The sequence below is a fragment of the Streptomyces sp. R44 genome (assembly GCF_041053105.1).
In the GTDB taxonomy this organism is placed as follows: domain Bacteria; phylum Actinomycetota; class Actinomycetes; order Streptomycetales; family Streptomycetaceae; genus Streptomyces.
The window spans coordinates 6254910-6277984 of record NZ_CP163444.1 but is presented as its reverse complement, the minus strand read 5'-3'; the positions used below and the strand labels follow the sequence as shown (position 1 = coordinate 6277984).

Genomic DNA, 23075 nt, shown 5'->3' with positions numbered 1-23075 from the left:
CCGGAGCGTGACCGACACCGATGTGCGCCTGTGGCGGAGGGTCCATATGGACCTCCTCCGCTATGCGGGCTGCGTGTGTCGCCCGTCCTGCTGATCTCGCCCCTCTCCCCGCGCGCGCCCCGCCACCGACGCATGTCCGTGTGCCGTGTGCCGTCGCGCGCTCTTCGCGAACCTCAGGACGGTCATCCGTGCCCCAGCACGTCACCCCCCTTCCCCCTGTCCTCTCCCCCACCTCCACCCCCTCACCGAGCTCGGCGGAACTCCTCGACTTCGTCCGTCGTACGGCGGCCGACCAGGACCTCGTCGACTCCCTGCCGCTCGACCCCGAGGGCCGTACCTGGGTACGGCTCGACGGCCCCGGCGGCAGCGAGGCCTGGCTCATCGGCTGGCCGCCCGGCACCGGCACCGGCTGGCACGACCACGCCGAGTCGCTGGGCGCCTTCGCGACCGCGCGCGGCACGCTGACCGAGAACGCGCTCGCCGTCCGCCTGCCGGCGAGCGGCTGGAAGACCCTGGAACTGGCCGACGGCCTCGACCGCTCCCGGCGTCTCCCGGAGGGCACCGGCCGGGCGTTCGGCCGCCACCACGTGCACGAGGTGCTGAACGAGTCCACGGACACCCACGCGGTGTCGGTGCACGCCTACTATCCGCCGCTCCCGCTGATCCGGCGGTTCAGCCGGACGGGCGCGGTACTCCGTCTTGAGCAGGTCGAGCGTCCGGAGGACTGGCAGTGAGCGAGGAGCGAGTGGGCATCGACGAGCTCCTGGAGCGGGTCAGGTCGGGCCTCGACCGGATCGAGCCCCGGGCCGCCTACGAGGCGTACGAGGCGGGTGACGCGCTCCTGGTGGACACGCGCTACGCCGCCCTGCGGGAACGGGACGGCCTGATCCCGGGCGCGCTGATCGTGGAGCGCAACGAACTGGAGTGGCGGCTCGACCCGCTGGGCAGCCACCGCGCTGCGGAGGCCGACAGCCACGACCTGCGGGTGGTGGTCCTCTGCAACGAGGGCTACGCCTCCTCCCTCGCGGCCGAGTCCCTGCGCCGCCTGGGCCTGCACCGGGCGACGGACCTCATCGGCGGCTTCCAGGCCTGGAAGTCCGCCGGCCTCCCGGTCCTCCTCCCGGCCACCCGAGCCTGACCGAACGCCTGACACCGGGCCACCCCGGCTGACGGGCACCTGAGCGGACGCCTGACACCGGTCCGCCCCGGCTTACGGGCACCGGAGCGGACGCCTGACACCGGGCCCCGGGCTGACGGGTATTCGAGCGGACGCCTGGTCCTGTGCGCCTCCCGGCGGCCCGAGCCCGGCCGGTCCTCCGGCCTCGGGCCGGCCCGGCCGGCGCGCGCCTGACCGGACGTCCCCCGGACGTCCCCCGGGCCGCAACCGGACGAGTCCTTCTGTCCCCCCGCGGCAGAAGGACTCGCCTGGAAGCGGCGCCTCTCGGCAAGGCCCGTCCCGAAGGACTCGTCAGCAGGTGCCCGTCTCGGCAGAGCCTGTCTCGGCAAAGCCCGTCAGCAGGCGCCCGCTCGGTAGAACCCGTCTCGGCAAGGCCCGTCAGCGGGCCCCGCTCAGAAGGGCTCGTCCAGTCCCTCCGTGTCCTCGCCCTCGGCCTCCAGGGCCTGGCGGACGACGCGGAGGGCCATGCCCTCGGGGTACCCCTTGCGGGCGAGCATCCCCGCGAGCCGTCTCAGACGCCGGTCGCGGTCGAGGCCGCGGGTGGCGCGCAGCTTGCGGTCCACGAGCTCGCGCGCCGTGGCCTCCTCCCGCTCGGTGTCGAGCTGGTCCACCGCCTCCTGGATGAGGGTCGGCTCGACGCCCTTGGTGCGCAGCTCCCGGGCGAGCGCCCGGCGGGCGAGGCCCCGGCCGTGGTGGCGGGACTCCACCCAGGCCCCCGCGAAGGCGGCGTCGTCGATGAGACCGACGTCCTCGAAGCGGGAGAGGACCTCCTCCGCCACCTCGTCGGGGATCTCCCGCTTGCGCAGCGCGTCGGCGAGCTGCTTGCGCGTGCGGGGGTTTCCGGTGAGCAGGCGCAGGCAGATCGCGCGCGCCCGCTCAGCCGGATCCTGGGGTGACAGCTCCTTCTCGGCCCTCGACGAGTCGGAGCTGTCACCCGGCCATTCGGTGCGCCCGGTCACCGGTTCAGCTCTTGACCGCGGTGGCCTTGGTCGCCTTCGCGGTCTTGCTCGCGGGAGCCGGGACGCTCTTGGCGTCGTCCGCACCGGTCGCGTCGGCGGCGCCCGCCGCGTCCGCACCCGGCTCGGCCGACGGAGCCTCGGGCCGGACGCCGACGCCCAGCTTCTCCTTGATCTTCTTCTCGATCTCGTTGGCGAGGTCGGGGTTGTCCTTCAGGAAGTTGCGGGCGTTCTCCTTGCCCTGGCCGAGCTGGTCGCCCTCGTACGTGTACCAGGCGCCCGCCTTGCGGACGAAGCCGTGCTCCACGCCCATGTCGATCAGGCCGCCCTCGCGGCTGATGCCCTGGCCGTAGAGGATGTCGAACTCGGCCTGCTTGAACGGCGGCGCGACCTTGTTCTTGACGACCTTGACGCGGGTGCGGTTGCCGACCGCCTCCGTGCCGTCCTTGAGGGTCTCGATACGACGGATGTCGAGGCGCACCGAGGCGTAGAACTTCAGGGCGCGGCCACCGGTCGTGGTCTCCGGCGAGCCGAACATCACGCCGATCTTCTCGCGGAGCTGGTTGATGAAGATCGCGGTGGTCTTGGACTGGTTGAGCGCGCTGGTGATCTTCCGGAGCGCCTGGCTCATCAGGCGGGCCTGGAGACCCACGTGCGAGTCGCCCATCTCGCCCTCGATCTCCGCACGCGGGACGAGCGCGGCGACGGAGTCGATGACGATCAGGTCGAGGGCGCCGGAGCGGACCAGCATGTCGACGATCTCGAGGGCCTGCTCGCCGTTGTCCGGCTGGGACAGGATGAGGTTGTCGATGTCGACGCCGAGCTTCTTGGCGTACTCGGGGTCGAGGGCGTGCTCGGCGTCCACGAAGGCGACCTGTCCGCCGGCCTTCTGGGCGTTGGCCACGGCGTGCAGGGTCAGGGTCGTCTTACCGGAGGACTCCGGTCCGTAGATCTCCACGACACGGCCGCGCGGCAGGCCGCCGACGCCGAGGGCGACGTCGAGGGCGGTCGATCCGGTGGAGATCACCTCGATCGGCTCCTGGGTGCGGTCGCCCATGCGCATCACGGCGCCCTTGCCGAATTGGCGTTCAATCTGTGCGAGCGCGGCGTCGAGCGCCTTCTCGCGGTCGGTTCCTGCCATGGGTTCCACCCGGTTTGCTTGAGTCGATCGCTTCATGTGAAAGACGCTAACCCCTGCCACTGACAATGGGCCCCGACGTCCCCTCCGACCTGTGGACAACTCGGCGACAAGCCCGTGATTCCAAGGGTCGGACTTCCATGAGAATGGATGTTCGATTTTAGTGTCAAGCGCGCCACGCGGCCCTCAGACGGCCCGGCCGACGAGCCACCGCAGGGCCTCGGGGCCCGCCCGGAGGACGGAGAGGTGCCCGTCGGCCGGCTGGAGCCGCAGCTCCGCGCCGGGGCAGCGGTCGGCCAGCCAGCGGCCGTGCGCGCTCGGCACGATCCGGTCCGCGCCGCCGTGCAGGAGGAGGACCGGCGCGGCGACCCGGGCGGGATCGCAGCCCCACGGGGCGACGTAGGCGAGGTCGTCGTCGATCAGCCCGCCCGGTCCGCCCTCCACGGCGGGACCGACGACGTCGCCGAACCAGGACCACTCCCCGGCGAGCGCCGCGTGGTCGGCGGGGGTGAACATCCCGGGGTCGTACCCGGCGTCCGCCTCGTACGCCTCCTTCGCCGCACGCCCCGCGGCGGCGGCCCGCAGGCCCGCCTCGCCGGAGGGCGTCATGCCCGCGAACCAGTCGAGACCCTCGGCGCCGAAGGGGGCGAGGCTCGCCACGGCGACCACGGCGAGCACCCGCTCCGGCAGGAGCGCCCCGCAGGCCAGGGCGTGCGGGCCGCCTCCGGAGTGCCCCATGACGGCGAACCGTCCGATCCCCAGCGCGTCGGCGACGGCCCGGACGTCGTCGGCCGCCGAGGCGATGTCCCTGCCCGGCCGGGGAGTCGACCCTCCGTACCCGGGACGGTCGTACGACACCCAGCGGATCCCGAGCCGGGCGGAATCCGGGAGGAGTGGCCCCGGTGGCACGCCGATGTTCGGGGTCCCGTGCTGCCAGAAGACGGTCAGGCGGGAGCCGGGTCCGGTGTCGTAGACGTGCAGCACCCGGCCGTCGTCCAGCTCCAGATCGGTCTCGATCACGCCTCCACCGCCCCTCCCGCCGCATCCGTCGGCGACTCGAACCTACTGCGGACCGGCCGCCACCGGCAGCAGCTCCGGCCGCTTGGCACGGCGGTCGTCGCCGGACGAGCGGCCGCGCAGGCGCCGGCCGATCCAGGGGCCGAGGAAGGTCCCGGCCCAGCGGAGTTCGGCGGCCATCGCGCCCAGACCCGTGGGGAGGGCCTGTGGGGGCAGCGGGCGGGTCCAGGAGTCGTCGGAGCCGGGCAGCGCGAGCGCGTGGGCGACGGCGGCGGCTATGCGCGCGTGGCCGATCGGGCCGGCGTGCAGCCGGTCGGAGCTCCACAGCCGGGGGTCGGTGACGACGGGGTGGTGGGAGGTCTCGACGACGGTGACGCCGTGCCGGCGCGAGGCCGTGCGGATCCGCTCGTTGAGGGCCTCGACGCGGGGGCCGAGCGGGCGGGCGAGCGGGGTGATCCGGCCGACGTCGGGGAAGGTGAGGGTGGCGACGCGGGCGCCCTGCCCGGTCAGCGCGGCGAACATCGCCTCCAGGTGCCCGGCCGTCGCGTCCACGTCGAAGCGGGGCCGCAGCAGGTCGTTGACGCCGGCGACGACCGTGGCGAGATCGGGTCGGAGCGCGAGGGCGGGGCCCAGCTGCTCGGCGCGGACCTCGCCGGCCAGGCGGCCCCGTACGGCCAGGTTGGCGTAGAGCACGTCGGGCCGCTCGCGGGCGAGCGACTCGGCGAGCCGGTCCGCCCATCCGCGCAGCCCTACGGTGTCGTCACCGTCACCGAGCCCTTCCGTCTGACTGTCCCCCAGGGCGACGTACCGCACAAACGTGCCGTCCGACATGGACTCCGCCTTCCTCGACCACCTGCGCACCGCCCTCCATCCTAGTCACTTCCATTACTAGACAACTCGACTACCAGAGTCCCGAAGCGCCCTCCCGCCTATCCTTCGACCCATGCCCCTGCCCCTCCGCGCCCCCGGCGGCCGACTGCCGTCCAGGGCCGCCGACGCCCTCGTGGCCGGAGTCGTCCTGCTCGTGGTGGCGGTCTGGACGCTCGTCTCGGCGCAGTACACGAGCGAGCCCGCGCTCCGCACGGTGCTCGGCTGGGCGCTGATCCTGACCGGCTGCGGAGCGCTGTACTTCCGGCGGCGGCAGCCGGTCACCGTGGCCGTGACCACGCTGATCGCCTGCGTCGTCTACTACCCGCTGTCCGCCCAGGACGGCCCGCTCATGATCGCCTTCGCCCTCGCGCTGTACACGACCGCCGCCGAGGGCCGCTTCGCCGCCGCCGTCGCGCTCGCGGCCGTCACGCTGCTCGCGGTCGGCTTCGGCGAGATCCGGCAGCAGCCCGGACACCGGCAGATCGACGACACCTCGCTCGCGATGCTGGCCGGCTGGCTGATCAGCCTGGTCGCCGTCGGCCGGGCCCAGCGCACCCGGATCGCCTACCTCCACGAGGTGGAGCAGCGGGCGCTCGCCGCCGAACGGGAGCAGGAGGCCCGCGCCCGGCAGTCCGCCACCGAGGAGCGCCTGCGGATCGCCCGTGAGGTGCACGACGTGCTCGGGCACAGCATCTCCCTGATCAACGTGCAGTCCGGTGCGGCACTCCACCGGCTGGGCAAGAAGCCGGCCCCCGAGGCCGGGCTCGTCACCGCCACCGAGGCCCTGGAGGCGGTGAAGGCGACCAGCAAGGACGCGCTGCGCGAGCTGCGGGCGACCCTCGGGGTGCTGCGCCGGGCCGACGAGTCCACGCCCACCACCCCGTCCTCCGGTCTGGCGCTCCTCGGCGACCTCGCCGCGCGTGCCCGGAGCGCCGGCCTCGACGTCCGTACGCACAGCACGGGCACGCCCGTGCCGCTGCCGCCGCCCGTCGACCTCGCCGCGTACAGGATCGTCCAGGAGTCCCTGACGAACGTCACCCGCCACGCGGGCGCGAGGACCGTGTCGATCACCCTGGACTGGGGTGCCGACGCGGTGCGGCTGCGGATCGCGGACGACGGCGGGGGCGCTCCGGACGGGCGGCCGCCGGGCAGCGGCATCCAGGGCATGACGGAGCGGGCCCGCGCGTTCGGCGGGGAGCTCACCGCCCGGAACGACGGAGACGGCTTCCTGGTGGACGCCCGGCTCCCCCTGACCCCACCCACTTCAGCTCCCGCCTCCGAGAGGGACCCCCGATGATCCGTGTCGTGCTCGCCGACGACCAGACCCTGGTCCGGGCCGGCTTCCGGTCGATCCTCTCCGACGAGGAGGACATCGAGGTCGTCGGCGAGGCCGGGGACGGGGAGCAGGCGGTCGCGCTCGCCCGCGAACTGCGGCCGGACGTCGTCCTGATGGACATCCGGATGCCGGTGCTCGACGGTCTGGAGGCCACCCGCCGCCTCACCGGCGACGCGCGGCTCGAAGGGGTGCGGGTGGTCATCCTGACCACCTTCGACGCGGACGACCACGTGTACGGCGCGCTGCGCGCCGGTGCGTCGGGCTTCCTCGTGAAGGACACCGAGCCGATGGAACTGCTGCACGCGGTACGGGTCGTGGCGCGCGGCGACGCCCTGATCTCCCCGGCCGTGACCCGCCGTCTGATCGCCGAGTTCGCCGGTCTCGCGGGCCGGCAGCCTGATCCGAGCCCCCGTCTGAACGCCCTCACCGAGCGGGAGCGCGAGGTCCTCGGTCTGGTGGGCGCCGGGCTCTCCAACGACGAGATCGCCGGCCGGCTCGTCCTCTCCCCCGCCACCGCCAAGACCCACGTCAGCCGCATCATGACCAAGCTGGCCGTGCGCGACCGGGCTCAGCTGGTGATCCTGGCGTACGAGTCCGGGATGATCACGCCCGGCTGGCTGGCCTGAGGCGCCCCTAAGGGACGGAGGGCCGGCGGCGCAACTCAGGGGGTACGCGCGCGTGGGGCGACGCAACCGCCGGGGTACGGCCGGTGTCCACTCCGGGGTGACGCCGGGCTCCTGACCGTACGCCCACGCTGACCGGGTGAATCAGGACGTACTCGATCTCGCGCGGCTGCAGTTCGCCCTCACCGCGGGCGGACACTTCCTCTTCGTCGCCCTCACCCTGGGGCTCGCGACCGTCGTCGCCGTGCTCCAGACCAGGGCGACGTTCAGCCGGAGCCCGCTCCACGCGCGCATGGTGCGGTTCTGGGGCCAGCTGTACGTGATCAACTACGCGGTCGGGATCGTCACCGGCCTCGTGATGGAGTTCCAGTTCGGCATGGCCTGGAGCGGACTCACCCACGAGGCGGGCAACGTCCTCGGGGCCTCGCTCGCCGTCGAGACGATCGTGGCGTTCTTCGTCGAGTCGACCTTCCTCGGCCTGTGGATCTTCGGCTGGAACCGCCTCAACCGCTGGGCCCATCTGGCCGCGATCTGGATCGTCGTCCTGACCGCCTACCTCTCGGCGTACTGGATCCTCGTCTCCAACGGCTTCCTCAACCACCCCGTGGGGTACGGCTCCGAGGGCGGCGAGCTGGTCCTCGACGACCCGGTCACCGTCCTCACCAACCCCTCCGCGCTGCTCGCCTTCGGGCACGTCCTGGCGGGCGCGCTGCTGACCGCCGGGTTCTTCATGGCCGGGGTGAGCGCGTACCACCTCTTCCGGCGCAGCCCGGAGTGGGAGTTCTTCGGCCGCAGCCTGCGCATCGGGGTCTTCCTGTCGGCGCCCGCGCTGATGGCCGCGGCCGTCTTCGGCGGCCTGCAGTTCGGCGCCCTCACCACCTTCCAGCCCATGAAGTCGGCCGTCTTCAGCGGGAAGGCCGCCGAGATCGCCCGGATCCAGGCGGAGATGGCGGACCGCTTCGGGCCGGGCGACTACGTGCCCTCGGAGGCGTGGACGCGGGGCGGCGGTCTGGTGATGTTGATCAGCTTCGCGCTGATGATGTACCTGTGCTTCGCCGGGGTGGTCCTGGCCTGCTTCAAGAAGGTCGTCTTCCGGTTCCGGCTCTGGCACCTCGTCCTGATGGCGGCCGTCCCGCTGCCGTATCTCGCCATGATCGGCGGCTGGGTCTTCCGGGAGGCCGGACGGCAGCCCTGGGTGGTCTACGGGCTCCTGAAGACGGAGGACGCGGTCTCGGACCTCTCCCCCGCCACCGTGCGCCTCTCCCTCACCGTCTTCACTACGGTCTTCGTGCTGCTCGCCCTCCTCAACGCCTGGCTCCTCGCCCGGCACGCCCGCCGCGGCCCGGTCGAATCCGGCCTCGGCCACGACGAACGCCGGACCCCCGCGGACACGGGGGAGGACCCGGCGGACTCGCTGCCCGCTCCCCGTTACTGAACAGCCCGAACCACCGAGGAAAGCCCGAGGAGCCCCCGTGGAGACCCTGGCCATCGCCCTGCTCGCCTTCTTCGCCGTGGGCTGGTTCGTCCTCGCCGGGGCGGACATCGGCACCGGCATGCTCGCCCCCTGGCTCGGCCGGAACGACCGTGAGCGGCGCCTCGTCCTCGCCTCCTTCGCCCCGTTCTTCCTGGGCAACGAGGTTTGGCTGGTCGCCGCCGCCGGCGTCCTCGTCGGCTGCTTCCCCAGCCTCGAAGGGGCGCTCCTGAGCGGCCAGTTCCCGGTCCTCGTGGCCCTCCTGACCGGCTGGATCCTCCGGGACGTGGGGCTCTGGTCGCGCGGCCGGGGCCCCGGACCCCGCTGGCGCACCGGCTGCGACGCCGCCGTGGCGTGCGGAAGCTGGACCGTCGCGCTGTCCTGGGGGTGGCTGGTCGCGGCCCTGCTGACCGGGCACCCGTACGCCCCGGCGACGGGCCCGACGGCGCTGCTCACCGCGCTCGCGGTGGCCGCGCTGTTCGCCGCGCACGGGCTCGGCTTCGCCGCGCTGCGCCTCACGGGCGTTCCGTACGAGCGGGCCCGCCGGCTCGTCGGTCGCGCCGGGCGCCCCTGGCAGTCCTTCGCGCTCACCGGCGCCCTGCTCGCCGGGCTGCCGCTCTGGGCGGGCGGCGCGCTGCCGCTGGCGGGGACGACGGCCTCCCCCGCCACGCTCGGCCTGCTGGTGCCGACCCTGCTGGTCGTCACCCCGCTCCTGGTGGCCGTCCAGGCATGGATCTGGCACGCCTTCCGGCACCGGGTGACCGGCCCTTCGTACCTCTGACCGGGCTGGGGGTCAGGAGGACTCCCCCTGCGAGGGCTCCTTCTTGTGGTGCAGGGCCTTCTGCAGCCGGGCCACGACCGCCTCGCCGTACCTCCGGTGGCCGTGGACGCGCGGGTCGTCGGTCACGTCGTACCGCTTCACGTACGCGCCGAGGAAGGCCTGGAGGGTGGCGACGGCCGGGATGGCGATCAGCGCGCCGACGGCCCCGAGCAGCGCCGTGCCCGCGATGACCGAGCCGAAGGCCACGGCCGGGTGGATGTCCACGGTCTTGGAGGTGAGCTTCGGCTGGAGCACGTAGTTCTCGAACTGCTGGTAGATCACGACGAAGCCGAGCACCCACAGCGCGTACCAGGGGTTGACGGTGAAGGCGATCAGCATCGGCAGGGCGCCGGCCAGATAGGTGCCGATGGTCGGGATGAACTGCGAGACCAGGCCGACCCACACGGCGAGCGCCGGGGCGTACGGCACGCCCAGGATCTCGAAGAGCACGAAGTGCGCGATGCCCGAGATGAGGGCCATCAGGCCGCGCGAGTACAAGTAGCCGCCGGTCTTGTCGACGGCGATCTCCCACGCGCGCAGGACCTCGGTCTGGCGGGCCGGCGGCAGGACGGAGCAGAGCGCGCGCCGCAGCCGGGGCCCGTCGGCCGCGAAGTAGAACGAGAACAGGAAGATCGTGAGCAGCCGGAAGAGCCCGCCGAGGACGGTGGCGGAGACGTCGAGGACGCCGGAGGCGCTGTTCTGCACGTACTTCTGCAGCCAGTCGGAGCTCAGCACGCTGTCCTGGACCTCGACGCGCGAGAGCTCCGTGTGGAAGTTCTGGTTGATCCAGTTGATCAGCGAGTCGAGGTACTTCGGGAAGTTCTCGACCATGTCCACGATCTGGCCGGCCAGCATCGAGCCGAGGAGGACGACGAAGCCGACGCCGAAGACCGTGACGGCGAAGAAGACGAGGAAGGTGGCGAGGCCGCGGCGCATCCCGCGCGCCGCCATGCGTCCGACCGCCGGCTCGATGGCGAGGGCGAGGAAGAAGGCGAGCAGGATGTTGACGAGGAGGCCGACGAGCTGGTGGAAGGCCCAGTTGCCCAGTTGGAAGACGGCGTAGAGCGCGAGGGCGAGCACGAGCGCGCGGGGCAGCCAGCGCGGCATCCGCGCGCCTCCGGCGGCGGGGCCGGCGACGGCGTCCGACGGCAGGGCCGGCGCATCCGAGGGCGCGGCCGACGGCGCCTCCGGCGGCACGGCGGCCGGGGCCACGGTGGGCTCCGCGGAAGCCGTGCCGTCGGTCACATCGAGTGCGTCGGGCACGGCGTTCGGTTCGTTCTTCTCGGTGTCGTCAGTCGGGGCCACCCCGCCAGTCTCGCGCACCGCACGGACATTCCACCCGGGACCCCGCACATCCCCGCCAGTCACCCCGCGGTTCGCTTTCCGGTCATCGCTTGTCGGCCGGTACGTCGACGGCCGCGCAGACGGCACGCCACACGTCCTTCGCCTCCCAGCCGGCGTCCAGCGCCTCGCGCACCGTCCGGCCCCCGAGCTCGGCCATCACGTGGTCGCTCGCGAAGGACTCGGCATAGCCCGCGCCGAAGTGGTCAGCCATCCGTTCCCAGAAAATCGTCAACCGCATGACCCCAGTATCCCGCTCCCAAGAGTGCAGCCCGCTCCGCAGACCTTGTCACCGCGCTTTTCCGCCCTACGGTCGGAGCATGGCCGAAAACCCCCTCCCCTCCCCTCCCTCGACTCCCCTGGCGCGCGCCGAGCGTTTCATCTGGCTGACGGCCCGCGTCCTCGAACAGCACCGGTTCGCCTACCACTTCCTGCGCGGTGGCCCGGACCCGGTCGAGGCGGCCCTCACGGCGTACCTCAACGAGGACGGCGGCTACGGACACGCGCTCGAACCGGATCTTCGCGGCCCGGTGAGCCAGCCCCTGCACACCGCGCACGGGCTGCGGGTCCTGGACTCCATCGGCCGCTGCGGCGGGCTGCGCGTGGAGCGGATCTGCCGCTACCTCACGGAGGTGTCCACGCACGACGGCGCGCTCCCGGCGGTCCACCCGTGCCAGCGCCGCTACCCCTCGGCGCCCTTCGTGCCGGTCGTCGACTCCCCGCCGAGCGCCCTGCTCTCGACCGGTCCGGTGGTGGGTGTGCTGCACCGCAACCAGGTGTGGCACGCGTGGCTGTTCCGGGCCACCGAGTTCTGCTGGGCGGCCGTGGAGTCGCTGGAGAAGTCGCATCCGTACGAGATCCAGGCGGCCGTCTCCTTCCTGGACTCGGCCCCCGACCGCCCGCGCGCGGAGGCGGCCGCCGACAAGCTCGGCCGGCTCGTCCGCGAGCAGGGGCTCGCCGTCCTGGATCCCGACCGGCCGGGGGACCACCCGGTGGCGGACGGGTACGCGCCGGGCGAGTACCACTATCCGCACGACTACGCGCGCGTGCCGGACTCGCTGGCCGCGCGCTGGTTCACGGACGAGGAGATGACGCGCTCCCTCGACCGGCTCGAAGCCGAGCAGGAGGAGGACGGCGGCTGGCCGATGCGGTGGCGTGCCTGGGCGCCCGGCTCGGCCCTGGAGTGGCGCCCGATCGTCACGGTCGAGGCGCTGCGCACCCTCCGCGCCCACGGCCGCACGATCCACTGACGCGCACCCGGGCACTCAGGCGCCCCGGCGCCCCGGCGCCTCGGCGGGGGCCCTACCCCTCCGGGGCCTCGCGCAGCAGCAGCGCCGCGAGGGCGGTGGCTGTGCCCCTCGGTGTGGCGAGGTCGATGCCGGTGCGCTCGGCGGTCCGGGCGAGCCGGTTGTCGACGGTGTTGGGGTGCAGTCCGAGCGCGGCGGCCGTGGCGCGCCGGTCCTGGCCGTGGGCGAGGTGGACGCGGAGGGTCTCCAGGAGCTCCGGCCGGTCGGCCACGGGGTCGAGGAGGGCCGCGATCCGCCGGCCGCTCTCCCCGGGCCGGGACAGGTGGTACTCCAGGAGCACGTCGTCGAGCCGGTGCAGTCCGGGCGGCAGCCCGCAGCCGGCGGCGACCCGCAGGACCTCCCCGGCGGTACGGGCGGCCTCCGGCACCTCCTCCGGGCCCCCGGCGGGCACGACGGCGACCCGCAGCGTGGTCCCGGCGGCCCGGGAGAGCCGCTCGGCCAGGTCCGCGGGCGGCTCGGCGGCGCCGGGCACGAGGGCCCGGCCCGGCTCCGTACCGGTGTCGATGAGGGCCGGCACCTCCACCCCGAAGCTGTGGTCGAGCGCCGTCTGCACGCGGCGCAGCCGCCGCCGGGCCGCCACCTCGCCCTCCTCGGGCGGGTCGACGGCACCGACGGCGAGCACGAGACAGGGCCCGTCGAGGCCGAACGGGGCGGCGCCGAGCCGGGCCGGGGGCAGCGTCCCGTCGAGGAGTCCGCGCAGCAAGGAGCGGCGCTGGGCCCGCCGCTCGGTCTCCAGGGCCGAGCGCTCGTCGAGGTAGGTCTCGGCGACGGCGCCGACGATGCCCGGCTGGGACGCGAAGAGCAGATCGGCGAGTTCGACGAGCGCGGCCTCGTCCCCGGGCAGGGCGGCCTCGCGCAGCGCCCGCCACAGCATGTGCGCGCCGAGGCTGTGGCTGCGGAGCAGCAGGTGGAGCGGCATGCCCTCCTCGGCGCGCTGCGCGGCCCGCTCGCGGAACAGCCGCATGTCGCCGGGTTCCCTGGTCCCGGGATCGAGGGCGCTGCGGAGGAAGAGCCGTACCCCGTGGCGTACGGTCGCCGCGATCTCGACGTCCTTCACCTCGTCGGGGAGCCGGTCGTAGCCGGGCAGCCGGGCGAAGGAGTCCCTGGTCATCCGGCGCGCGAGCTCGTTGACCCGGGCCTCGCAGCGCAGTGCGAGCGCCCGGGCCGCCTCGGAGACCTCCGTCACGACGACTCCTTCCCCGTCCCCGGTTGTGACGGGTCACAGTACCGACCGCCGAAGGATGTGACGGTGCGGGATGTCGTGCCGTGCGTGACGGGCCGAAACTCGGTGCCCAGGCGTTCCGCCGCACCGCACCGAAGGAGCCGCTGGTATGACCGAGCACACCCCCCGTACGTATCTCGACTACACCGACCGGGTGTGGCGGGGCGAGGAGACCCTGCTGCCGCATCTCACCGGAGCGTTCACCTCGGAGGAGCTGGTCCGGGTCCGGGACGGGATCGGATTCTTCCCGGCCTTCGCGAACGTGGCCGTCTTCGACAGCGGCGCCGGGCTCGTCCTGGTCGACTCGGGCGATGTCCGCACGGCCGGTCTCCTGCACGCGGCGGTGCGCTCGTTCAGCCAGGACCCGGTGCGGGCGGTCGTGTTCACGCACGGCCATGTCGACCACGTCTTCGGGGTGGCGCCCTTCGACGCCGAGGAGGTCCGCCCGGAGGTCATCGCGCACGAGGCGGTGGCCGCCCGCTTCGACCGGTACGTGGAGACCGCGGGCTACAACGCCTGGATCAACCGGCGCCAGTTCGGCGTACCGGGCCTGGAGTGGCCCACCGAGTACCGCCACCCGGACACCACCTACCGCGACCGGTTGACGTTCCGTCACGGCGGGTTGACGTTTGAGCTGTTCCACGCGCGCGGGGAGACGGACGACCACACCTATGTGTGGGTGCCGGAGCTCAAGACCCTGTGCACGGGCGACCTCTTCATCTGGAACTCCCCCAACGCCGGCAACCCGCAGAAGGTGCAGCGCTACCCGGAGGAGTGGGCGCGGGCGCTGCGGGCCATGGGCGAGCTCGGCGCCGAGGTCCTGCTGCCCGGCCACGGCATCCCGATCGTCGGCGCGGACCGGGTGGCGCAGGCGCTCGACGACACGGCGGCGCTCCTGGAGTCGCTGTGCGAGCAGACCCGGGAGCTGATGAACGCGGGGCTGCGCCTGGACGCGGTCATCCACGGGGTGAAGGTCCCGGCGGAGCTGCTCGCGAAGCCGTACCTCCACCCGGCCTACGACGAGCCGGAGTTCGTCGTGCGGAACCTGTGGCGGCTGTGGGGCGGCTGGTACGACCAGAACCCGGCCCACCTCAAGCCCGCCCCCGAGGCGGCGGTCGCGGCGGAGTTCGCGGCCGCGGCGGGCGGCGCGCTCGTGCTCGCCGAGCGGGCGGCCCGGCTCCTCGACGAGGGCGATCCGCGCCTCGCCTCGCACCTGGCGGAGGCGGCGGCCCTCGCCGCCCCGGCGGACGCCGAGGTGGCCCGGATCCGGGCCCGGGTGTACGAGACGCGGGCCGGCCGCGAGACGTCGACGATGGCCCGCGGGGTCTTCCACTGGGCGGCGGCGGAGTCCGCGGCGGTGGCGGAGGGCACGGACGTCACGACGGAACTGACGCGTTCCGCCGCGGGCCGCGAGCGGGCCGCCGGGGCGATCAGCGTGGGTGTCGTCGCCGACGAGGACCCGTGCTGCGGATGAGCGGGGCGAAGCACGCGGACGGGCCCGGCGCCTGGGGCACGACCTGGCTGCTGCTCGCGTTCATGCTGGTCAACTTCGCGGACAAGGCCGTCCTCGGTCTCGCCGGGCCGGACATCATGCGCGAGTTCGGGATCTCCCGGCAGGAGTTCGGGGCGGCGCAGGCGGCGTTCTTCGCCCTGTTCTCGGTGTCGGCGCTCGCCGTCTCGGCCCTGACCCGGAAGGTACGGACGTCCGTCCTGCTGCTCGGGATGGCGCTGCTCTGGTCGGTGGCCCAGCTGCCGATGGTATGGGCCGCCGCCGGATTCGGGACGCTGGTGGTGACCCGGGTGCTGCTGGGCGCGGCGGAGGGACCGGCGGCCCCGGTGGCGGTCCACCATCTGCACGGCTGGTTCGGCCAGCGGGACCGGAACCTGCCGACGGCCGTCCTGATGGTCGGCGCCGCGGCCGGGGTCGCGGTCGCCGCGCCCGCCCTGTCCGCGGTGATCTCCGGATGGGGCTGGCGCTGGGCGTTCGGCACCGTCGGCGTGCTCGGCCTGGTGTGGGCGGCCGTCTGGCGCCGGTACGGCTCCGAGGGCCCGCTCGCGCCTCCGGTGGGCGACGCGCCGGGCCGGGAGGACACGGGGGTCGCGGAGGTGCCGCTGCGCCGGGTCCTGCTGAGCGGCACGTTCCTGACGGCGTGCGCGGGCTCGTTCGCCGCGTACTGGCTGATGAGCTCGAAGCTGACCTGGCTGCCGGACTACCTGGAGACGGTCCTGGGCTGGGACGCGCACCGGGCGGGCCTGATGGTCGGCGCGGGGGCGGTCGCCAACGGTGTGGTCCTGCTCGTCCACGGTGCGCTCGCCCAGCGGGCGGCCCGGCGCGGCGGGCCCGGACGGCTGCCGTCGGGCGCGGGCGCGGGGGTGCTGCTCCTGCTGTCCGCGGCGGCCGTGACGGTCTTCGCGACGGCGGGCGCGGACTGGCTGCGGGTGCCGATGATGTTCGGCCCGATGGCGCTGGCGCTGCCCATGATGACGGTGGGCCAGACGGCGGTCGCCCGGATCACCCCGCCCGCGCAGCGCGGAGTGGTGCTCGGGGCGGTGGTGTGCGTCTTCGCCCTGGGCGGGGTGCTCGCGCCGCTGGTCCTCGGCGGCATCGTGGACGCGGGCGCGACGACGGCCCGGGGGTACGAGAACGGCTGGCTGTTCACGGCCGGTCTGCTCGCGGTCGCGGGCGCCCTGACGGCCCTGTTCCTGCGCCCGGAACGGGACGCGGAGCGCCTGGGCGTCCCGGAGACGCCGCCGGTGGGGGTGCCGGTGGCGCACTGAGGGGGAGGCGGTACGGGGCGGGGCGGGCGCGCCGGCCCCGTACCGGTGTCCTCACCAGCCGAGGGCCCGGACCCCCGCGGTGACGGCGACGGCGGCGCCCACCACGACCAGGAACGGCGCGCGCAGGACCAGCGCGACGGCGGCCGCGGCGAGCCCGGCGGCCCGGGCGTCCAGGACGAGATCGCCGCCCGTGCTGAAGGCCTGCTGGGCGGTGAGCGCGGCGAGCAGCGCGACGGGGAGCAGGGCGGCGAGCCGCTGGACGAGCGGGCGTTCCAGCGTTCCGGCGGGCACGAGCAGGCCGATCAGCTTGACGAGGTAGCACCCGGCGGCGGTGAGGGCGATCGCGATCCAGACGTTCATCGGGAGTCCTTCTCTCGTCCGGTGGGGGCCGTGCGCCGGCCCTTGGCCCAGAGCACGGCGGGGGCGGCGAGGGCGGCGGCGAGGACCGGGACGCCGGCGGGCAGCACGGGCAGCAGCCCGAGGCCGAGCAGGACGGCGATTCCGGCGGTGGCACGCTCCGTGGCGGACTTCAGCATGGGGGCGAGCAGGGCCAGGAAGACGGCGGGGCCTGCGGCGTCGAGCCCCCAGGCCGCGGTGTCGCCGATCGCCTCGGCACCCAGCGCCCCCAGGAGCGTGGTCAGGTTCCACAGGACGTACAGGGTGAGGCCGGTGACGGTGAAGCCGATCCGGGCGGCCCGCCGGGACGGCTGGGGAAGCGCGACGGCCGTGGTCTCGTCGATCACCCAGTGCGCGGCGAAGGGCTTGACGGCCTTCGGCAGGGCGAGGAGCTGGGAGAGCCGCAGCCCGTAGAAGGCGTTGCGGGTGCCCAGGAAGAAGGCTCCGGCGGCGGCCGTGAAGGGGTTGCCGCCCGCGGCCAGCGCTCCGACCAGGGCGAACTGCGAGGCGCCGGTGAAGACGAGCAGGCTGAGGACGCAGGTCTGGAGGAGGCTGAGGCCGGAGCCCGCGGAGTCACGCCGAAGGCGAAGCCGGAGAGCCCGACGGCGATGCCGACGCCGAGCGCGTCGCGGACGACGGCCGCGTCGGGTTTGGCCGGGGTGCCGTCGCGTATGACGGGAGGTGCTGTCTGTTCTGCCACGTCAGGGACGTTACGGGGCCGCTCCGGCCCCGGTCTTGTACGTTCTTGCGGCGCCGCCTCCGAGCGCGCGCCGGCACGGCGACGGAGCCGGCCGTGCCCCTCCACGCGCCGGCGCGGCGACGGAACCCGCCGTCCCCCTCCACGCACCGGCGCGGCTACAGGGCCCGCCGTCCCCCTCCACGCGCCGGCGCGGCTACGGGGCCCGGCGTCCCGCTCCACGCGCGCGTTGATAGGCCCCTGGAGGCACCCCCACGCTGCGGGTGAAGTGCCGGCTGAGGTGCGACTGGTCGGTGAAGCCGACGGCGGCGGCCGCCTCCGCCGGGGGCGTCCCCGCGTCGAGGAGCTGCCGGGCCCGCCGTACGCGCGCGTCGGTGAGCCAGGTGTGCGGAGGCATCCCGTACGCCTCGCGGAAGGCGCGGAGCAGGGCGAACGGGCTGGTGCCGAGGTCGGCGGCGAGCCGCTCCAGGGTCGGCGGCCCGCTCATCCCGGCCTCCAGGACCTCCCGCGCGCGTGCCGCGTTCCGGGCGCCCGCCGAGCGGGGCGGGAGCGGGGTGACGAGACCGCCGTGGCTGCGCAGCAGCCGGGCGGTGACCAGGCGCAGGAGGCTGTCCGCGGCGAGCGCGTTGCCCTCCTCCGCGGCCCGGTGGACACCGACGACGAGCTGTGCGGCGTACGGGTCGTCGACGACGGGCGAGGTGAATCCGGCCTGGCCGCGCAGGGCGAGGGTGTCGGCGGCGATCGACCGGACGATCTCCGCGTCGGGGTAGATCGTCCGGTAGGTCCAGCCCTCGGGCACGCCCGCGTGCCCGGTGTGCGGGGTGTCCGGGTTGACGAGGGCGATCTGTCCGGGCCCGGCGTGGACGAGCTCGTCGCGGTAGTGGAAGGCCTCGACGCCTTCGGTGATCGCGGCGAAGACGAAGCTCTCGTGGGTGTGCCGTGCGAAGGCCTTGCGGACGTAGTGGGCGTGCAGCAGATCGACCCCGGGCAGCTCGGCGGGCTGCCAGTACCGTGCCCGCTCCTCCCCGCCCGCTCCGTCCCTCGCCGCCGTACCCCTCGCCATCCCCCCATTCTGTGCCCCGGCGTCGCCCCGAGACGAACGGGATTCGCCCAGGTCCGGACGGTTGTCAGTGGTCGGGTGCACGATGGGGGGCATGGTCAGGTCCGCGCTCGACTCGTTCTCCCCCGCGACCCGTGGTTGGTTCACCGGGGCCTTCACCGCGCCCACGGCGGCGCAGGAGGGCGCCTGGAACGCCATCGGAGCGGGCTCCGACGTGCTCGTCGTCGCGCCGACCGGCTCGGGCAAGACCCTGGCGGCCTTCCTCGCCTCCCTGGACCGGCTCGCGGCCTCGCCGCCGCCGGCCGAGGCGAAGAAGCGCTGCCGCGTGCTGTACGTGTCGCCGCTCAAGGCCCTCGCCGTGGACGTCGAGCGGAACCTGCGCTCGCCGCTGACCGGCATCCGCCAGGAGTCGGTGCGGCTCGGCCTGCCCGAGCCGGACGTCCGGGTCGGGATCCGGTCCGGGGACACCCCGCCGGCCGAGCGGCGGGCGCTCGCGACCCGGCCGCCGGACATCCTGATCACCACCCCCGAGTCCCTGTTCCTGATGCTGACCTCCGCCACGCGCGAGGCCCTGGCGGGCGTGGAGACGGTCATCCTGGACGAGGTCCACGCGGTCGCGGGCACGAAGCGGGGCGCTCACCTGGCGCTGTCCCTGGAGCGGCTCGACGAGCTGCTGCCCCGCCCGGCGCGCCGCATCGGCCTGTCGGCCACCGTCCGCCCGGTCGACGAGGTGGCCCGCTATCTGTCCCCCGGGCGCGCGGTGGAGATCGTGCAGCCTCCGTCGGGCAAGGAGTTCGACCTGTCGGTCGTCGTGCCCGTCGAGGACATGGGCGAGCTCGGCGGCTCCCCCGCCTCCGAGGGGAAGGACGGCGGGGACAAGCCGTCGATCTGGCCGCACGTCGAGGAGCGGATCGCCGACCTGGTCCAGTCCCACCGCTCCACGATCGTCTTCGCGAACTCCCGCCGACTCGCCGAGCGCCTGTGCAACCGGCTCAACGAGATCGCCTACGAGCGGGCGACCGGCGAGCCACTCCCCGAGGGGGCTCCTCCGGCCCAGGTCATGGCCCAGTCGGGGGCGGCGCAGGGCGCCCCGCCGCTGCTCGCCCGCGCGCACCACGGCTCGGTGTCGAAGGAGCAGCGGGCCCAGGTGGAGGAGGACCTGAAGGCGGGCCGGCTGCCCGCCGTGGTGGCCACCTCCAGCCTGGAGCTGGGCATCGACATGGGCGCGGTGGACCTGGTCGTCCAGGTCGAGTCGCCGCCGTCGGTGGCCTCCGGCCTCCAGCGCGTGGGCCGCGCGGGCCACCAGGTGGGAGCGGTCTCCACGGGCGTGGTGTTCCCGAAGTACCGGGGCGACCTGGTGCAGGCGGCCGTGGTCACCGAGCGGATGCGGTCCGGCGCGATCGAGTCCATGCGGATCCCCGCCAACCCGCTGGACGTCCTCGCGCAGCAGCTGGTCGCGATGGTCGCGCTCGACACCTGGCAGGTGGACGACCTGCTCGCGGTGGTGCGCCGCGCGGCCCCGTTCTCGTCGCTGCCGGAGTCGGCGTTCACCGGCGTACTGGACATGCTGGCCGGCCGCTACCCCTCGGACGCCTTCGCCGAGCTGCGCCCGCGCGTGGTCTGGGACCGGGTCGCCGGCACGGTCACGGGCCGGCCGGGTGCGCAGCGGCTCGCCGTCACCTCGGGCGGCACGATCCCGGACCGCGGTCTGTTCGGCGTCTTCCTGGCGGGCTCGGACCCCAAGAAGGGCGGGGGCCGGGTCGGGGAGCTCGACGAGGAGATGGTGTACGAGTCGCGGGTCGGCGACGTCTTCACGCTCGGCACCACCTCCTGGCGGATCGAGGACATCACCCGGGACCGGGTGCTGGTCTCCCCCGCGCCCGGCGTGCCGGGCCGACTGCCGTTCTGGAAGGGCGACCAGCTGGGCCGCCCGCTCGAACTGGGCCGGGCGGTGGGCGCGTTCCTCCGCGAGGTCGGCGCCCTGCCGGACGAGGACGCGCGCCTGCGGCTGCTCGCCGCGGGCCTGGACGCCTGGGCCGCGGAGAACGTCCTCGCGTACCTCAAGGAGCAGCGCGAGGCCTGCGGTCACGTGCCGGACGACCGGACGATCCTGGTCGAGCGCTTCCGCGACGAGCTCGGGGACTGGCGGGTCGTCATCCACTCCCCGTTCGGTGCGCAGGTGCACGCCCCCTGGGCGCTGGCGCTCGGCGCGCGGCTCGCCGAGCGGTACGGCATGGACGCGCAGGTGATGCACGCGGACGACGGCATCGTGCTGCGCCTGCCGGACGCCGACCTGATGGGCCTGGACATGGGCCTGGACCTGCTGGACCACGAGCCGGTCGACCCTGGCCGGCACCTGGACACGACGTACGACGCGGACAAGGCGCCCGTCGGCGCGGCGGACGCCCTCTTCGACAAGGGCGAGATCGGGCAGATCGTCACCGACCAGGTGGGCGGCTCCGCGCTGTTCGCCTCCCGCTTCCGCGAGTGCGCCGCCCGCGCCCTGCTGCTGCCGAAGCGCAACCCTGGCAAGCGCACCCCGCTGTGGCAGCAGCGGCAGCGCGCGGCCCAGCTGCTCCAGGTGGCGAGCGAGTTCGGTTCGTTCCCGATCGTCCTGGAGGCCGTCCGCGAGTGCCTGCAGGACGTGTTCGACCTCCCGGGCCTCGAAGAGCTGATGGGGGACATCGAGTCACGGCGCGTCCGCCTCGTCGAGGTCACGACCCCCGAACCCTCCCCCTTCGCCCGCTCGCTGCTCTTCGGGTACGTGGCGCAGTTCCTGTACGAGGGCGACTCACCGCTCGCCGAGCGGCGGGCGGCCGCGCTCTCCCTGGACTCCCGGCTGCTCGCGGAGCTCCTCGGCCAGGCGGAGCTGCGGGAACTGCTCGACCCCGAGGTCCTGACGGAGCTGGAGCGGGAGCTCCAGTGGCTGACGGAGGACCGCCGGATCAAGGACGTGGAGGGCGTCGCGGACCTGCTGCGGGTCCTGGGCCCGCTGACGGACGCGGAGCTGGCCGAGCGGGGCGCCGAGGCGGGCTGGGCGCCCGAGCTCGGGGCGGCCCGGCGCGCGATCCGGGTGCGGGTCGGCGGCCGGGACCACTGGGCGGCGATCGAGGACGCGGGCCGGCTCCGGGACGCCCTGGGCACGGCCCTGCCGGTCGGCGTGCCCGAGGCCTTCACCGAGCCGGTCAAGGACCCGCTGGGCGACCTGCTCGCGCGGTACGCGCGCACGCACGGCCCGTTCACCTCCTCCCAGGCCGCCGCCCGCTTCGGCCTCGGCGCGGCCGTCACCGACGGCGCCCTCCAGCGCCTGGCGGCCTCGAGCCGCGTGGTTCAGGGCGAATTCCACCCCTCGGGCATCGGCCAGGAGTGGTGCGACGCGACCGTCCTGCGCCGGCTGCGGCGCCGCTCCCTGGCGGCCCTGCGCCATGAGCTGGAGCCGGTGCCCCCGGCGGCCCTCGCCACCTTCCTGCCGCAGTGGCAGCACCTGGGCGGCAACAGCCTGCGCGGCATCGACGGCCTCGCGCGGGCGATCGAGCAGCTGCAGGGCGCGCCGGTCCCGGCCTCGGCCCTGGAGAAGCTGATCCTGCCGTCCAGAGTCCGTGACTACTCCCCGGCCTTGCTCGACGAGCTGACGACCACCGGCGAGGTCGTCTGGGCGGGCGCGGGCTCGCTCCCCGGCAAGGACGGCTGGGTCTCCCTCTACCTGGCGGACGCGGCCCCGCTGCTCCTCCCGCCGGCGCACCCCCTGGAGCTCTCCGCGCTCCACGAGTCGCTGCTCACGGCCCTCTCCGGCGGGTACGGCCTGTTCTTCCGGCAGATCGCCGACCAGATCCGGGCCACCACCCACCCGGACGCCACCGATCCGCAGCTCGCCGACGCCCTCTGGGACCTGGCCTGGTCGGGCCGGCTCACCAACGACACCCTGGCCCCGCTGCGGGCGCTCCTCGGTTCGGGCCGCACGGCGGGCTCCACCGCCCACCGCGCCCGGCGCACGGTCCCGCGCGGGCGGTACGGCACGCTGACCGCCGCGGCCCGCCCGGCGTCCCGCACGGGCCCGCCCACGGTCTCGGGCCGCTGGTCGATGCTGCCCCCGATCGAACCGGAGCCGACCCACCGGGCGCACGCCCTGGCCCGCACGCTCCTGGACCGGCACGGCGTGGTCACCCGGGGCGCGGTGGCCGCCGAGGGCGTGGAGGGCGGTTTCTCGGCCACGTACCGGATCCTGGCGGCCTTCGAGGACAGCGGGCAGGCGCGGCGCGGTTATGTCGTGGAGGGTCTCGGCGCGGCGCAGTTCGCCATGGACGGGGCGGTGGACCGGCTGCGGGCGGCCGCGACGGCCCGCGACCGCGGTGCGGAGGCGGCGGCGGGCCCGCGCGCCCTGGTCCTGGCGGCGGCCGACCCGGCGAACGCCTACGGCGCGGCCCTCCCCTGGCCCGAGCCGCCGACGGGCGCGGGTCACAAGCCGGGCCGCAAGGCGGGCGCGATGGTGGTCCTGGTCGACGGCGAGCTCACGCTCTACATGGAGCGCGGCGGCAAGACCCTCCTCTCCTGGCCGACGGACCCGGAGGACCCGGCGCTGACGGCGGCGGCGGAGGCGCTGGCGGCGTCGGCCAAGGCGGGGACGCTGGGCACGGTCACGGTGGAGCGCATCAACGGCACGACGTCCCTGACGTCGCCCTTGTCCCGCCCCCTGGAATCCTCCGGCTTCCTGGCCACCCCCAGAGGCCTCCGCCTCCGCCCCTGACGCCGCGCGGGCCAGCGCCCGTCTGGGCCCGCGCCCGCGCCGTGCGGCGCCTCCGCGTTCCGCGCCTCGGCCCGCACCCCGAGCGGCGGCGCACACGTGGTGCGGGTCAGGGCGCGGAAGGC

At 74.4% G+C, this 23075-nt stretch carries 20 protein-coding genes and 1 pseudogene; 11 read left to right on the top strand and 10 right to left on the bottom strand.

Annotated elements, in window-relative coordinates:
* Window positions 1-7: 7 nt before the first annotated feature.
* From AB5J54_RS29240 to AB5J54_RS29230, 3 genes are all read left to right on the top strand, one after another.
* Window positions 8-94, top strand: coding sequence for a putative leader peptide (locus tag AB5J54_RS29240; protein WP_311307652.1), 87 nt, complete (start codon window positions 8-10; stop codon window positions 92-94).
* 94 nt (window positions 95-188) lie between these two features.
* Window positions 189-734 carry a cysteine dioxygenase gene (locus AB5J54_RS29235; RefSeq protein WP_369146884.1) on the top strand — a complete coding sequence of 182 codons (546 nt, stop codon included), beginning with the start codon at window positions 189-191 and terminating at the stop codon, window positions 732-734.
* On the top strand, window positions 731-1138 hold the full coding sequence (locus AB5J54_RS29230; RefSeq protein WP_369146883.1) for a rhodanese-like domain-containing protein: 408 nt from the start codon (window positions 731-733) through the stop codon (window positions 1136-1138). Before AB5J54_RS29235 ends, AB5J54_RS29230 begins: the two co-directional genes overlap by 4 nt.
* Before the next feature lie 431 nt (window positions 1139-1569).
* Here AB5J54_RS29230 and recX read toward each other — a convergent pair whose 3' ends face one another.
* The 4 genes from recX to AB5J54_RS29210 form a co-directional block, all read right to left on the bottom strand.
* Window positions 1570-2136 carry a recombination regulator RecX gene (recX, locus tag AB5J54_RS29225; RefSeq protein WP_369146882.1) on the bottom strand — a complete coding sequence of 189 codons (567 nt, stop codon included), beginning with the start codon at window positions 2134-2136 and terminating at the stop codon, window positions 1570-1572.
* 4 nt (window positions 2137-2140) lie between these two features.
* The gene (gene recA, locus AB5J54_RS29220; RefSeq protein ID WP_369146881.1) at window positions 2141-3274 is read right to left on the bottom strand and encodes a recombinase RecA; all 1134 of its coding nucleotides are present in this window, start codon (window positions 3272-3274) and stop codon (window positions 2141-2143) included.
* Between the two features lie 183 nt (window positions 3275-3457).
* On the bottom strand, window positions 3458-4291 hold the full coding sequence (locus AB5J54_RS29215) for an alpha/beta fold hydrolase (protein WP_369146880.1): 834 nt from the start codon (window positions 4289-4291) through the stop codon (window positions 3458-3460).
* Window positions 4292-4333: 42 nt separating this feature from the next.
* Window positions 4334-5119: an SGNH/GDSL hydrolase family protein gene (locus AB5J54_RS29210; RefSeq protein WP_369146879.1), complete on the bottom strand. Its 786-nt coding sequence runs from the start codon at window positions 5117-5119 to the stop codon at window positions 4334-4336.
* Window positions 5120-5231: 112 nt separating this feature from the next.
* On the opposite strand from AB5J54_RS29210, the gene AB5J54_RS29205 reads away from it, so the two are divergent.
* The 4 genes from AB5J54_RS29205 (at window position 5232) to AB5J54_RS29190 (ending at window position 9369) form a co-directional block, all read left to right on the top strand.
* Window positions 5232-6455, top strand: coding sequence for a sensor histidine kinase (locus AB5J54_RS29205; protein ID WP_369146878.1), 1224 nt, complete (start codon window positions 5232-5234; stop codon window positions 6453-6455).
* Window positions 6452-7120 carry a response regulator gene (locus AB5J54_RS29200; RefSeq protein ID WP_369146877.1) on the top strand — a complete coding sequence of 223 codons (669 nt, stop codon included), beginning with the start codon at window positions 6452-6454 and terminating at the stop codon, window positions 7118-7120. The genes AB5J54_RS29205 and AB5J54_RS29200 overlap by 4 nt, the downstream gene beginning before the upstream one ends.
* 136 nt (window positions 7121-7256) lie before the next feature.
* Complete coding sequence (locus AB5J54_RS29195) at window positions 7257-8552, top strand: cytochrome ubiquinol oxidase subunit I (RefSeq protein WP_369146876.1); 1296 nt, start codon at window positions 7257-7259, stop codon at window positions 8550-8552.
* A gap of 37 nt (window positions 8553-8589) precedes the next feature.
* The gene (locus AB5J54_RS29190) at window positions 8590-9369 is read left to right on the top strand and encodes a cytochrome d ubiquinol oxidase subunit II (RefSeq protein WP_369146875.1); all 780 of its coding nucleotides are present in this window, start codon (window positions 8590-8592) and stop codon (window positions 9367-9369) included.
* 12 nt (window positions 9370-9381) lie between these two features.
* On the opposite strand, the gene AB5J54_RS29185 is transcribed toward AB5J54_RS29190, so the two are convergent.
* Complete coding sequence (locus tag AB5J54_RS29185) at window positions 9382-10515, bottom strand: AI-2E family transporter (protein WP_369149489.1); 1134 nt, start codon at window positions 10513-10515, stop codon at window positions 9382-9384.
* Window positions 10516-10795: 280 nt separating this feature from the next.
* On the bottom strand, window positions 10796-10990 hold the full coding sequence (locus tag AB5J54_RS29180) for a DUF3046 domain-containing protein (protein ID WP_369146874.1): 195 nt from the start codon (window positions 10988-10990) through the stop codon (window positions 10796-10798).
* 79 nt (window positions 10991-11069) lie between these two features.
* On the opposite strand from AB5J54_RS29180, the gene AB5J54_RS29175 reads away from it, so the two are divergent.
* Entirely contained in the window at window positions 11070-11999 is a 930-nt protein-coding gene (locus AB5J54_RS29175; protein WP_369146873.1) for a hypothetical protein, read from the top strand.
* A gap of 52 nt (window positions 12000-12051) precedes the next feature.
* Here the strand turns inward: AB5J54_RS29175 and AB5J54_RS29170 are convergent, their stop codons facing one another.
* The gene (locus AB5J54_RS29170) at window positions 12052-13242 is read right to left on the bottom strand and encodes a PucR family transcriptional regulator (RefSeq protein ID WP_369146871.1); all 1191 of its coding nucleotides are present in this window, start codon (window positions 13240-13242) and stop codon (window positions 12052-12054) included.
* 145 nt (window positions 13243-13387) lie between these two features.
* Here AB5J54_RS29170 and AB5J54_RS29165 point away from each other — a divergent pair, with 145 nt between their 5' ends.
* Both AB5J54_RS29165 and AB5J54_RS29160 read left to right on the top strand, forming a co-directional pair.
* Entirely contained in the window at window positions 13388-14752 is a 1365-nt protein-coding gene (locus AB5J54_RS29165) for an alkyl sulfatase dimerization domain-containing protein (RefSeq protein WP_369146870.1), read from the top strand.
* Complete coding sequence (locus AB5J54_RS29160) at window positions 14749-16056, top strand: MFS transporter (protein ID WP_369146869.1); 1308 nt, start codon at window positions 14749-14751, stop codon at window positions 16054-16056. Before AB5J54_RS29165 ends, AB5J54_RS29160 begins: the two co-directional genes overlap by 4 nt.
* A gap of 51 nt (window positions 16057-16107) precedes the next feature.
* On the opposite strand, the gene AB5J54_RS29155 is transcribed toward AB5J54_RS29160, so the two are convergent.
* From AB5J54_RS29155 to AB5J54_RS29145, 3 genes and pseudogenes are all read right to left on the bottom strand, one after another.
* On the bottom strand, window positions 16108-16416 hold the full coding sequence (locus tag AB5J54_RS29155; protein WP_369146868.1) for an AzlD domain-containing protein: 309 nt from the start codon (window positions 16414-16416) through the stop codon (window positions 16108-16110).
* Window positions 16413-17152 (bottom strand): annotated as a pseudogene (locus tag AB5J54_RS29150) (AzlC family ABC transporter permease). Before AB5J54_RS29150 ends, AB5J54_RS29155 begins: the two are co-directional and overlap by 4 nt.
* A 193-nt stretch (window positions 17153-17345) precedes the next feature.
* Entirely contained in the window at window positions 17346-18212 is an 867-nt protein-coding gene (locus AB5J54_RS29145) for an AraC family transcriptional regulator (RefSeq protein ID WP_369146867.1), read from the bottom strand.
* A 91-nt stretch (window positions 18213-18303) separates the two neighbouring features.
* On the opposite strand from AB5J54_RS29145, the gene AB5J54_RS29140 reads away from it, so the two are divergent.
* Entirely contained in the window at window positions 18304-22953 is a 4650-nt protein-coding gene (locus AB5J54_RS29140) for a DEAD/DEAH box helicase (protein WP_369146866.1), read from the top strand.
* Window positions 22954-23075: the final 122 nt, after the last annotated feature.

Coding starts and splice junctions, on each gene's coding strand:
- recA (WP_369146881.1), bottom strand. CDS start 3,274: ATGGCAGGAACCGACCGCGAGAAGGCGCTCGACGCCGCGCTCGCACAG.
- AB5J54_RS29210 (WP_369146879.1), bottom strand. CDS start 5,119: ATGTCGGACGGCACGTTTGTGCGGTACGTCGCCCTGGGGGACAGTCAG.
- AB5J54_RS29205 (WP_369146878.1), top strand. CDS start 5,232: ATGCCCCTGCCCCTCCGCGCCCCCGGCGGCCGACTGCCGTCCAGGGCC.
- AB5J54_RS29200 (WP_369146877.1), top strand. CDS start 6,452: ATGATCCGTGTCGTGCTCGCCGACGACCAGACCCTGGTCCGGGCCGGC.
- AB5J54_RS29185 (WP_369149489.1), bottom strand. CDS start 10,515: ATGCCGCGCTGGCTGCCCCGCGCGCTCGTGCTCGCCCTCGCGCTCTAC.
- AB5J54_RS29180 (WP_369146874.1), bottom strand. CDS start 10,990: ATGCGGTTGACGATTTTCTGGGAACGGATGGCTGACCACTTCGGCGCG.
- AB5J54_RS29175 (WP_369146873.1), top strand. CDS start 11,070: ATGGCCGAAAACCCCCTCCCCTCCCCTCCCTCGACTCCCCTGGCGCGC.
- AB5J54_RS29165 (WP_369146870.1), top strand. CDS start 13,388: ATGACCGAGCACACCCCCCGTACGTATCTCGACTACACCGACCGGGTG.
- AB5J54_RS29160 (WP_369146869.1), top strand. CDS start 14,749: ATGAGCGGGGCGAAGCACGCGGACGGGCCCGGCGCCTGGGGCACGACC.
- AB5J54_RS29155 (WP_369146868.1), bottom strand. CDS start 16,416: ATGAACGTCTGGATCGCGATCGCCCTCACCGCCGCCGGGTGCTACCTC.
- AB5J54_RS29145 (WP_369146867.1), bottom strand. CDS start 18,212: ATGGCGAGGGGTACGGCGGCGAGGGACGGAGCGGGCGGGGAGGAGCGG.
- AB5J54_RS29140 (WP_369146866.1), top strand. CDS start 18,304: ATGGTCAGGTCCGCGCTCGACTCGTTCTCCCCCGCGACCCGTGGTTGG.